This window comes from Methylacidimicrobium cyclopophantes (genome assembly GCF_902143385.2).
Taxonomy (GTDB): domain Bacteria; phylum Verrucomicrobiota; class Verrucomicrobiia; order Methylacidiphilales; family Methylacidiphilaceae; genus Methylacidimicrobium; species Methylacidimicrobium cyclopophantes.
Map to the genome: position 1 here is coordinate 1 of NZ_CABFUZ020000157.1, position 10,818 is coordinate 10,818.

Consider the following 10,818-nt stretch of genomic DNA (forward strand, 5'->3'; position numbering starts at 1 on the left):
TGGCTCGTCCAGAGCCGAGCCCCGATGCTCTGCGCCTGGCTCGATGCGCTCGAAATCCCCCACGATGGCCAGGGGGTCGTCGAGGCGTTTCCGGAAGAGCCTTCGGCGGAAAGGCTCCGGAGCGCGCTGGAGGGACTGCTGGCGCGATTTCCGCAACGGGACGTAGCGATCTACCTCCGCCTCTTTAACGAGATCGACGAGGTCGGTTGGAAGAGCCTGGAAGAGATTCTCTCCGGAGACGAAAGGCTCCGGCTCGAGCGGCGGGAAGCTTCGGAAGTCCGGGGATAGGGCGCTCTGCCATGGCGAAAACCGAAAGCCCTAATGGGCTCACCTTCGAGGAGGCGTTTCGGAAGCTGCAGGAGATCGTCGCTCGGATGGAGTCCGGCGATCTCCCTCTGGAGGAACTGCTGGAGCGCTACGAGGAGGGGATGCAGCTCGTGAAGATTTGTAGTGACAAACTCTCCCTCGCGGAACAAAAAATCACAGTTTTGGCGCAAGGGGCCAACGGAGGGGAACCGACGGCCGGCGACTTGGGGGAAGAGGAGCCGGGCGCGCCCCGCTGAGCGAAGAAGAGCAAAAAGGAGAGGTAGCCCTTGGCACGACTACTCGATGGGATCGATTCGCCTGCGGATCTCAAGAAGCTTTCGCTCGCAGAGCTTCCCCAACTAGCGGAAGAGATCCGCCAGGAGATGATCGCCGTGCTCTCGAAGAACGGCGGCCACCTCGGGCCCAACCTCGGGGTGGTCGAGCTGACGATTGCTCTCCATTACGTCTTTCAGACTCCCGAGGACAATTTCCTCTTCGACGTGAGCCATCAGGGCTACGTGCACAAGCTTTTGACCGGACGTCGGGACCGCTTTTCGACGATTCGGCAGCCGAACGGCCTATCCGGCTTTCTCAACCGAGAGGAGAGCGAGCATGACTGCTACGGAGCGGGCCACGCCGGGACCGCTCTTTCGGCAGCCCTCGGCATGGCCGTGGGCCGGGATCGTCGCGGGGGAAAGGAAAACGTGATTGCGGTCTGCGGGGATGCGGCCTTCACCTGCGGCGTGACCTACGAGGCGCTCAACAATGTCTGCGAACAGACCAATCGGCTGATCGTCGTCCTCAACGACAATGAGTGGTCGATCGACAAGAACGTCGGTGCGATCGCTAGCTACCTGAGCCGCATTGTCAGCCATCCGGCTTATGCCTGGTTGCGGGACCGGGCGGAGGAGTTCCTCAAGAAGATCCCGGGCAAAGGCGTCTTGCGGGCGGCGCGAAAGGCGGAGGAGGCGGTCAAGAGCCTGCTCCTGCCGAGCGTGATTTTCGAGGAGCTCGGCCTCACCTATTACGGGCCGGTTGACGGCCACGATGTCGAGATCCTGATTTCGATGTTCGAATTTCTCAAGCACCAGGAGCATCCGGTGCTCCTCCACGTTCTGACCCAAAAAGGACGGGGCTTTCCTCCCGCCTTGGAAAAGCAGAAGAAGTTCCACGGGCTCGGCCCCTATCATCCCGTGACCGGGGAGACGCCGCCGAGCTCGACTTTGACCTGCTCCCAAGTCTTCGCCGACACGTTGGTCAAGCTCGCAGACCAAAATCGCAACGTCGTGGCGATCACGGCGGCGATGCCCAACGGGACGGGGCTCGACCGCTTCCAGCCGAAGTTTCCCGATCGGTATTTCGACACGGGAATCGCCGAGGAGCATGCGGTCCTCTTCGCGGCCGGATTGGCCACGAAGGGATTCAAGCCCTTTTGCGCGATCTACTCGACCTTCTTGCAGCGCGCCTATGATCAGATCGTCCACGACGTCTGCCTCCAGAACCTCCCGGTCGTCTTCTGCATGGACCGAGGGGGTCTTTCCGGCGACGACGGGCCGACCCACCATGGCCTTTTCGATATCTCCTACCTTCGATGTGTCCCCAACATCACGCTCCTCCACCCGAAGGACGAAGACGAGCTGGCGGATATGCTCTTCACGGCGATGCACCATCCCGGCCCGGTTGCGATCCGGTATCCGCGCGGAGCTGGTCCGGGGGTGGCCTTGAAACCCTTCCCAGAGCTGATCCCGATCGGCAGGGCCGAGGTACTGCAGCATGGGCGGGATGTGGCCATTTTCGGGCTCGGAATGATGGTTCCGCTGGCGCGTGAGCTCGCGAAGGCACTGGAAGCCGAGGGGATCTCGGGTGCCGTCATCAACCCCCGGACGGTAAAGCCGCTCGACAGAGGCACCCTTGAGTTTTTCGGGCGGAGCGTCGAGGCGATCGTGACCATCGAGGACCATGTCCTGGCCGGCGGCTTCGGATCGCTCGTGCTCGAGGCCCTCTCGGATATGGGGATCTCCGTCCCGGTCGTCCGGATCGGCTGGCCAGATCACTACATCGAGCATGGCAAGGTGGATCAGTTGCGCAGGAAATACGGCTTGACCGTGGAGGCCGCCTTGGAAAAGCTCCGAGCCGTCCTCAAGGGAAAGCAATCCTCTTTCGGAGAGATCGCCTGAGGGCGACGCGATTCAGTTCGACGCGGCCCGCCTCTTTCGCTTGGAAGCCTCTATGAAAATCGTCTTGGCCTATTCGGGGGGACTCGACACCTCCGTGATCCTCAAATGGTTGACGGAGAAATACCACGCCGAGGTCATCGCCTATTGCGCCGACGTCGGACAGGCGGAGGAGTTGAGCGGCCTGGAAGAGAAGGCGCGCGCCACCGGGGCTTCCCGATGTGTGATCTCCGACCTTCGGGAGGAGTTCGTCCGGGATTATGTCTTTCCCATGATTCGGGCCGGGGCGGTTTACGAGGATCAATACCTGCTGGGGACTTCAATCGCGCGTCCCCTGATCGCAAAACGGCAGGTCGAGATCGCGCGCGAGGTCGGCGCCGACGCCGTGGCGCACGGAGCAACCGGGAAAGGGAACGATCAGGTGCGCTTCGAGCTCGCCTTTGCGGCTCTCGCCCCCGATCTGCAGGTCATTGCCCCGTGGCGGGAGTGGGAGTTTACGGGGAGGGCCGACCTGATCCGCTACGCGGAAGAGCATGGGATTCCGGTGCCGGTCACGCTCGCAAAGCCCTACTCGATGGACAGGAACCTCTTTCACATCAGCTACGAGAGCGGAGTCTTGGAGGATCCCTGGCAACCACCGCCCGCCGGCCTCTTCCGGCTGACGTCCGACCCGGAGGAGGCCCCCGACGAGGCGGAAATCGTCGATCTAGACTTCGAGGCGGGGAATTGCGTCGCGATCAACGGGCAGAGCCTTTCTCCCGCAGCGGTCCTGAGCGCCCTCAACGAGATCGGAGGCAGACACGGGATCGGCCGGGTCGACATCGTCGAGAACCGCTTCGTCGGCATGAAGTCGCGCGGCGTCTACGAATGTCCCGGAGGGACGATCCTCCGCTTCGGCCACCGCCAGATCGAGACCTTGACGCTCGACCGGGAGGTCCTCCATTTGCGGGACTCTCTTTTGCCGCGCTACGGGGAGCTGGTCTACTACGGGTTCTGGTTTTCGCCGGAGCGGGAGTTCCTCCAAGCCGCCGTCGAGCAGAGCCAAAAGTTTGTGACCGGCACCGTCCGGCTAAAGCTCTTCAAAGGGACTCTCCAGACCCTGGGGCGCAGGAGCCCCCACTCCCTCTACCATCCGAAGCTTGCGACCATGGAGGCCGACCAGGGAGCCTATGATCCGCGCGATGCGACGGGCTTCATCCGTCTCCAGGCCCTGCGGCTCCGCACGCTTGCGCGGCAGCAGCAGAGGCGGTAGGCGGCTCGTTCCTCATTCGCCGTCTTCCGGGCTTTCGAACCAGCTCCGTCCGTCGCGGGCGATGAGCACCTGCGCCGCTTCCGGTCCCCAGCTCCCGGCCGAATAGTTGGGGAAGTCAGTGGGCGGATTGGATTCCCAGACTTGCAAGATCGGATCGACCAGCGACCAAGCCGCCTCGACCTGATCGGCGCGCATGAAGAGGGTACCGTCCCCGAGAATGACGTCCCGCAGCAGCGTCTCGTAGGCTTCCGGGGTTTCGCTCTTGAAGGCATCACGGTAGGAAAAGCGGAGGTCGACCGGGCTCAATCGGATCGTGGGTCCCGGCCGCTTGGCTTGGAAGTTGAGGAGGATGCTCTCCTGCGGCTGGATGTTGAGGATCATCCGATTGGGATGCCACTGGTCGACCGCGATCTCCGGAAAGGCTTGGTGCGGCACGGGCCGAAGGCTGATTACGATCTGGGATATGCGCTGCGCCATCCGTTTGCCCGTGCGCAGGTAGAAGGGAACATCCTGCCAGCGCCAGTTATCGACGAAGACCTTCAGGGCGACGAAGGTCTCCACACGGGAGTCGGGGGAGACGTTGGGCTCGTTCCGGTAGGCGGGAACGCGCTCCCCGCGCACCCAGCCCGCTCCGTATTGGCCGCGCACAGCGAGCCGGTGGACCGCTTCGGTAGGAAAAGGGCGAATCGCATGGAGAACGTCGGTCTTCTTGTTGCGAACCTCCTCCGCGTCGAACGAGACTGGCGGCTCCATTGCGACCGTGCAGAGGAGCTGGAAGAGATGGTTCTGGACCATGTCGCGCAGTGCTCCGGCCCGCTCGTAATAGCCGCCCCGCTGCTCGACCCCGATCGTTTCCGCGACGGTGATCTGCACGTAGTCGATATACCGGCGATCCCAGATCGGCTCGAACCACGCGTTCCCGAAGCGGAGCGCGAGGATGTTCTGGACGGTCTCCTTGCCGAGGTAGTGGTCGATCCGGAAGATCTGCTTCTCCTCGAAAACTTCACCGAGCGACCGGTTGAGAGTCTGGGCGGAGGCGAGATCCCTCCCGAAGGGCTTCTCCACCACAATCCGACTCCCGGGAACCCGCTTGCCCAGTCCGACCTTCCCCAACCCCTGGGCGATTGGCTCGATCAGCGAGGGAGCGGTCGCCAGATAAAAGACGGGATTGGCGACTCCTCCCCACTGCTGGCGCAGCTCTTCGATCGCCTTGGCCAAGACCCCGAAGGTATCGGGATGGGAGAGGTCGCCACAATGGTATTGGACCAGCGAGGAGGTAAAGGACGTCCAGGAGGCGTCGTCGAGCTTACGGCGACAGAAGGATTCCACTCCTGTTCGGAGGTGGCGGAGGTACTCCTCCTTGGCCATCTCTTTCCGGTCAACGCCGATGACCGCGAACTTTTCCGGAAGCCATCCCTCCGCAGAAAGACAGTAAAGAGCGGGAACGAGCTTGCGCCAGGCGAGATCGCCTGCCGCTCCGAAGATGACGAGCACGGTGGGAGTGAGGGGTGTTTGGCTCATGAGGAAGAATCCTGTTCGTGGTGCATTTTCGATCCGGGCCGGCCATTGCGTGGCCGCAGAGGCACCGGCTTCCCGCGCCGGTTGGCGAATAGACTACGGGATGGCTCCGGGAAGGCGCAAGCCTCGGGAAAGCCGGAAGAGCGTTGCGGCGGGAAGAGCCAAGAGGTAGGGTATCTGAGGAAGGGCTGCTTCCCATTCTCTTTCCCTATGAAAAAAAAGGAAGGGTGGAAAGAAGAGGTCGAGGTCGGGATCGACGAGGTGCTTTTGCCCGGGACTCTGGAAGTGCCGCCCGACGCCGGAGGGATCGTCCTCTTTGCGCACGGCAGCGGATCGAGCCGTTTGAGCCCCCGGAACCGGTTCGTCGCCCGCTTCCTCCAACAAAACGGCTCGGGCACCCTTCTCTTCGACTTGTTCACGCCCGAGGAGGAAGAGGAAGACGAGCAGACGGCCGCTCTCCGCTTTGATATCGACTTCCTCGCTGGACGGCTGATCGGTGCGGCTCGTTGGTTGCGGAACCATCTCGGGGAACGCGGATCGGCTCTCGGCTATTTCGGCTCGAGCACGGGCGGCGGAGCGGCGCTCGTGGCGGCGGCCCGGCAGGGATCGGAAATCTCCGCCGTCGTCTCCCGAGGAGGCAGGCCCGATCTCGCCGGATCGGCCTTATCCCAGGTACGAAGCCCCACCCTGCTGATCGTGGGGGGAGCCGATCGCCTGGTCCTCCGCCTCAATCAAGAGGCGCTGCGGGAGCTCCGCTGCGAAAAGGTATTGGCTGTGGTGCCGGCAGCGACCCATCTCTTCGAGGAGCCGGGCGCGCTCGAGGAGGTCGCCCGCCTGGCCGCCGGTTGGTTCCGGGGCCACTGGCCGAAGGCGCATCCGGAACGATCGGGCGATGACTGAGCCGGGCGCGCGAGCCTCTGGCTTTCGCCATGAGGAGGTTCGCGGTTCGGGGATGGAGCCGGGGGGACGGAAATCCGCAAAGGATGCTCCACGTCCGAGCAGGGCGCTCGAAAAGAGGAGGAAGCGGATTGGAAAACCCGACCTGGATGGAGGGATGGCGCTTCGAGCGGTATGGGGGGCCGGAGGTATTGAGCCGGGTGCGGATGCTTCGGCCTCGGCCCGGTCCGGGGGAAGTGCTTGTCCGGGTTCGGGCTTCGGCGATTCATCCGAGCGATTGGAAGAATTTGGCCGGCCGCTTCGGCACGCGCACACCCAGGATCCCCGGTCGAGATTTTGCGGGAACGATCGTCGCGGGGGAAGGGCGCGAGGGGGAAGAGGTTTGGGGCAGCGGGCCGGGCTTCGGGGTGGAGAGAGACGGGGCGCACCGGGAGTATCTCGTGATCCCCTCCCGCTGGGTGGGCCCGAAACCCACCAATCTGCGCATGGAGGAAGCGGCCGCGATCGGCGTCCCCTACCTGACGGCCTGGCAGGCCCTCGTCGTTTCGGGAAGGATCGAGCGAGGGGAAACCCTGCTGGTGATCGGCAGCACGGGGGCGGTCGGACAGGCGGCGACGCAAATCGCCCACGCACGAGAGGCGCGCGTCCTCGGGGCCGCTCGCCGCGAGGAAAATCCTTCGGGAGCCGACGCGGTTCTTCTCACGACGATTGGGAGTTGGGAAGAAGAGGTTCTCGCGATGACCGGCGGAAAGGGCGCGGATCTGGTCCTGGATGCAGTCGGGGGAGCGCTCTTTCCCCGGGGCTTGCGCGCACTTCGGCGGCGCGGCCGCTACATCGCGATCGCCAGCGACCCTCCGGTCGTATGCTTCAACCTGGTCGACTTCTATCACCGGGAGCAGATTCTGACGGGAGTCGATAGTATGAGTCTGTGCGGCGAGGCGATCGTGGAGATCTTGCGGGAGCTCCGGCCTGGATTCGAGGCGGGCGTCTTCCGTCCCCCTCCGATTCGGCTTTGGCCCTTTGCCCAAGCTCCGGAGGCCTACCGGGCGGCCCTCCCCGGGCAATCTCGCCGGAAGCAGGTCTTGGTGATGGAATAAGCGCCTCCCTCCCCGAGTTTCCGGGATCGGCGAAGCAGACGACGAAACTCTTTCTCCAAAAGGAAACCGAGGCCGCGCCGTTTTTTAAAAGGAAAGAACCGTCGCCCCTTGACCGAGACATTGGCGAATCTCTACGGCTCCCTTGACGAGCCTCGCGGGCAGCATCTGGTCCAATGCAACGCCGTAGGCTTCCAGGGAGACCTGACAGGCGACGATGTCGACCTCCGCTTCACGCAACCGATCGAGCGCATCCGCAATCATCGGGGTCGACTTCTGATTGGCGCGGAGCAACTCGACGCCGGGACCGAGCAGGAGAAGCTCGACTGCGGTCTCTGGCTGTTCGGCCAAGATTTGCGTCATGTGGAGCAGGGAATTGACCCGTGGAAAGGCTTCCTTCCCGGTGGTGATCACGACGAGCAGAGTCTGCATGGGCACCTTCTTTCTCATCGGTCCGTGCCTCGCAGGGAAACGGATGCGCGCACCCTTCGGAGCTTCCTGCGGGGCCGGGCCGTTCGACTCGCGGTGCGGCTCCGTTCTTTTTTTTCTATTCCATCGCCGCAGTCTTGTAAACGAAACGCGATCGGGCGCCGAATCAGCGGCCACGGGCTCCGCCGAAGAATTCCCCAAGGTGCTCTGCCGCCTCCCAGGGATCCCCTTGGTCCGACTTCTGTAAAAGAACGGCGCTTGCTCGGGCTCCTCGCCCCGATCTCCCCGCTCTACTCCAAAAGATTGATCTTCCGCCGCTCTTTGCTTGCCCGGCCAAGCGGGCTCTCTCTGTCTACTGAGAGGGAACCAACGGACCAAAACGCGTCTGCATGCTGTTTCCAGCCGCTACAGTCATGGTCTCGGGAGTTATACAGTCAGGGTTAGAAGCGGGCCGATAGCCTCGTGGTCCACTCCCGGAGCGCGGTCGCAAGCTCGGCTGGAGGAGGCGGGACGACTTCCTCCATCCGGCCCGTCGAATAATAGAGGCCGTCGTTGTCATCCTTGTAGCGTTCGCCGTCGATCCAGTAATAAAGTTTGAGTCTTACGACCGCGTTTTCGGGGACTTCGATCTGCCCCATCTTCCAAATCGGCCAGCCGGCTTCATTGCGGCGATCGGTTCGTACGAGGTCGACGTCCTTCGGCCCGGCGGACTCTTGCCCCACGATGCGCCAGTGTAGGACAAGCCGATCGACCTCGGGTGACGCGGCGACCTGTGCTGTCAAAAGCCCCTCGCGAACGTCCGCTTGAAGCAGTTCGACCTGCAACGACGCAAACCCGAAATGGAAATTATGGCCGAAGTCGCTGTCGTAGTGTTTCGCTCCGTGGGGGCTTTCGTATTCGAACCAAGCGACCAGTTCGCGTGCCCCCGCGGGAATGACGACGTGGCCGACGAGTACGCTTCCGTCGCCGGTCTCGTCATAGTCGGGAGAGTTCAGCATTCCGGACGGGGAGCTCAGCAAAGCCGCGGCGACGACGCCGGTCGGCGGAAAGAGAAGGTGCGCGGTGATTCGGTGGGTGGGGTCGCCGAAGACGTAGTGCTCGCCCGCAGGCACGATTCGCCTCGGATCGTAGCGCAAGGTCACGGTTTGCCCCGGTTGTAGATTGCCCCGGACCAGCTCGTGGAAGTCCGCCGTGAAGGTGATGCGGGGTGGCAGGTTGGCGAAGGGACGCGGGATCATGGCGAATCGAACTCCTTGTCGAATGAATCTCTCATGTTATCTTCGCCTTCAGTCGGACCGACTGCGATCCTTATGGAGGGGCGGTCATCCATGACCTTGACGATGAGCGATCGCGTGCCGGGATCCTGAGCGAACGCATCTCCCGCCCGATGGGCGAGCTGGCCGACGCTTCCGACTTCGGGCAGCGCGTCGCCGTTCACCGAGACCGATGCGGGCAGGCTCGGAGCGGTGGGATCGTAGAGGATCCGGACGAGCATATACCGCTCCGGAGGGGTATAGGAATTGATCAGGCGTTGGATCGCGATTGTCCGGGCGGTACCCTGAGAGGTCTGGCGGATTCGCGTTGTTCTGTACTCCCCGTTGTTCTCCGCGCGGGTAGTGATCCCATCATCGAGATAGATCGTGTAATCGCGGTCGGGGCCGGGATAGACGGTGATCTCGAGCGGATTCTCGGACAGTTGCCCGACGTACTGTTCGACCCGCGAGCGCATCGGCAGGATCGCTCCGGCGCGGATATAGATCGGCACTTGATCCAGGCCCGCCTCCCAGTTTGGGATGTGGGTGCCCGCAGGGACAGCCGTGTCAAGCGGCGCCATATTGTCCTTGAAAGCGTACCACGCAGCCGTGTTGGGGAGGTAGACGCTGCGCGTCGCGATCGGAGGATTCTGTTGTTGGGCTGGGAACAAAATCGGGGCGACCAAAAAGTCGCGTCCGACGAAAAACTGATCGCCGAGATGGTTGTAGACCTGGAGATCCGAGGGATCGTTCAGGAAGAGAGCGCGCGCGGGCGGCATACCGGTCTGCGTCCATTCGTAAACGGCGTCGTAGTGGATCTGCAACATGCGGTAGCGGAGCTCGACGTATTTACGACAGTGTGTCGGCACCGGTTCGCCGTAGTTGTAGGGCTCCTGGAACTGCTTGTTGTATCCGTCATAATGGTTGCGATACCAGGGGAGGAACGCGCCGAGGTGCATCCACCGCGTCAGTAGCTCGTAGTTCGTGACGCCCCCATGGACGAAGCCGGGGCCGTAGATCGATTCGCCGACGCTGGCCGAGCCTTTCGCGAAGCCGCCGATATCGCAGCCCGAGAGGGGTACTCCGGAGAGCCCGAGGTTCAGGACCTCGGGTAGGTTGATTGCGAGAAAGTCCCAACTCGACGCGGAGTCTCCGGTCCAGAGCGCGCAGTAGCGCTGGATTCCGGCGAAGCCCCCGCGCGCGATGATGAAGTTGCGTCGGTCGGGGCGGAGCCTTCGGAGGCCCTCCCAGGTAGCCTTGGCCAGGAACAGTGCATAGGCGTTGTGGCAGGCGCCGTTGGGTGCATAGCCGAGGCCGTCATGAACCATCAGGGTCAGCGGGAAGGTGTTGTAGGGAAACTTGGTTGAATCCAGCGCCGGGCACATCATATCCTGCCAGATCATGTCCATCCCAAGGTCCTGGATGAGATGGGCATATTGCCGGCCCCAGGCCTCGCGCACGTCCGCTCGGCCGAGGTCCGGATAGTTTCCCGACGCCTGCAGCGCGGTGTTTCCATATTCGTTCGGCTTCAGCGGCGGGTATCGATACGGATTGAAGCCGTGGAAGTTCATGCCGTAATTCACCCCGCCGACAAAGAGGGTACCGCTGGGCCCCTGGCCGACATAGGTGCCGTAGATCAGGCCTCCCATTTTCAGAATATCCTGGCGCTGCGAGTAGACGGTCGTATCGCCCTTTTCGTCCATCCCATTGTCCGTTAGAAGGGGGGTGATGTTGGTCGAGCACTTGAAGCCCTGGGCGTGGAGCTTCGCGAGCAGGGCCGCCGCGTTGGGAAATTTGATTTCGCTGTGCGTGAAGGTTCGATAGTTGTCCTGGAAGTCGACGTCGATATGGAGCCCGTCGCACGGTATGCCGCTTTGGCGATAGGCAGCCGCGAC

The 10,818-nt window shown here is 62.8% G+C and carries 9 protein-coding genes and 1 pseudogene; 6 read left to right on the plus strand and 4 right to left on the minus strand.

Features of this window, described 5'->3' with window-relative positions; genetic code table 11:
* The 4 genes and pseudogenes from FN369_RS11175 to FN369_RS07345 form a co-directional block, all read left to right on the plus strand.
* Window positions 1-288: pseudogene (locus tag FN369_RS11175) on the plus strand (hypothetical protein); the annotation flags it as partial.
* Window positions 289-299: 11 nt separating this feature from the next.
* Complete coding sequence (xseB, locus tag FN369_RS07335; protein WP_142525527.1) at window positions 300-563, plus strand: exodeoxyribonuclease VII small subunit; 264 nt, start codon at window positions 300-302, stop codon at window positions 561-563.
* Between the two features lie 30 nt (window positions 564-593).
* Window positions 594-2,483 (plus strand): 1-deoxy-D-xylulose-5-phosphate synthase, encoded by a 1,890-nt coding sequence (dxs, locus tag FN369_RS07340; protein WP_142525528.1) that lies wholly within the window; start codon window positions 594-596, stop codon window positions 2,481-2,483.
* A 52-nt stretch (window positions 2,484-2,535) separates the two neighbouring features.
* Window positions 2,536-3,732, plus strand: coding sequence for an argininosuccinate synthase (locus tag FN369_RS07345; protein ID WP_142525529.1), 1,197 nt, complete (start codon window positions 2,536-2,538; stop codon window positions 3,730-3,732).
* 12 nt (window positions 3,733-3,744) lie between these two features.
* Here the strand turns inward: FN369_RS07345 and zwf are convergent, their stop codons facing one another.
* Entirely contained in the window at window positions 3,745-5,253 is a 1,509-nt protein-coding gene (zwf, locus tag FN369_RS07350) for a glucose-6-phosphate dehydrogenase (RefSeq protein ID WP_142525530.1), read from the minus strand.
* A 207-nt stretch (window positions 5,254-5,460) separates the two neighbouring features.
* Between zwf and FN369_RS07355 the strand changes: the two genes are divergently transcribed.
* Both FN369_RS07355 and FN369_RS07360 read left to right on the plus strand, forming a co-directional pair.
* The gene (locus FN369_RS07355) at window positions 5,461-6,150 is read left to right on the plus strand and encodes a dienelactone hydrolase family protein (protein ID WP_142525531.1); all 690 of its coding nucleotides are present in this window, start codon (window positions 5,461-5,463) and stop codon (window positions 6,148-6,150) included.
* Between the two features lie 128 nt (window positions 6,151-6,278).
* Window positions 6,279-7,244 carry a quinone oxidoreductase family protein gene (locus tag FN369_RS07360; RefSeq protein WP_178087740.1) on the plus strand — a complete coding sequence of 322 codons (966 nt, stop codon included), beginning with the start codon at window positions 6,279-6,281 and terminating at the stop codon, window positions 7,242-7,244.
* Between the two features lie 84 nt (window positions 7,245-7,328).
* On the opposite strand, the gene FN369_RS07365 is transcribed toward FN369_RS07360, so the two are convergent.
* The 3 genes from FN369_RS07365 to FN369_RS07375 form a co-directional block, all read right to left on the minus strand.
* On the minus strand, window positions 7,329-7,691 hold the full coding sequence (locus FN369_RS07365) for a DsrE family protein (RefSeq protein ID WP_246189609.1): 363 nt from the start codon (window positions 7,689-7,691) through the stop codon (window positions 7,329-7,331).
* Between the two features lie 419 nt (window positions 7,692-8,110).
* Window positions 8,111-8,908 carry a DUF6209 family protein gene (locus FN369_RS07370; protein ID WP_142525533.1) on the minus strand — a complete coding sequence of 266 codons (798 nt, stop codon included), beginning with the start codon at window positions 8,906-8,908 and terminating at the stop codon, window positions 8,111-8,113.
* Window positions 8,905-10,818: glycoside hydrolase family 31 protein (locus FN369_RS07375; protein WP_142525534.1), on the minus strand; the 1,914-nt coding region annotated here is incomplete at its 5' end. The genes FN369_RS07375 and FN369_RS07370, both read right to left, overlap by 4 nt.

Coding starts and splice junctions, on each gene's coding strand:
- xseB (WP_142525527.1), top strand. CDS start 300: ATGGCGAAAACCGAAAGCCCTAATGGGCTCACCTTCGAGGAGGCGTTT.
- FN369_RS07345 (WP_142525529.1), top strand. CDS start 2,536: ATGAAAATCGTCTTGGCCTATTCGGGGGGACTCGACACCTCCGTGATC.
- zwf (WP_142525530.1), bottom strand. CDS start 5,253: ATGAGCCAAACACCCCTCACTCCCACCGTGCTCGTCATCTTCGGAGCG.
- FN369_RS07355 (WP_142525531.1), top strand. CDS start 5,461: ATGAAAAAAAAGGAAGGGTGGAAAGAAGAGGTCGAGGTCGGGATCGAC.
- FN369_RS07365 (WP_246189609.1), bottom strand. CDS start 7,691: ATGAGAAAGAAGGTGCCCATGCAGACTCTGCTCGTCGTGATCACCACC.
- FN369_RS07370 (WP_142525533.1), bottom strand. CDS start 8,908: ATGATCCCGCGTCCCTTCGCCAACCTGCCACCCCGCATCACCTTCACG.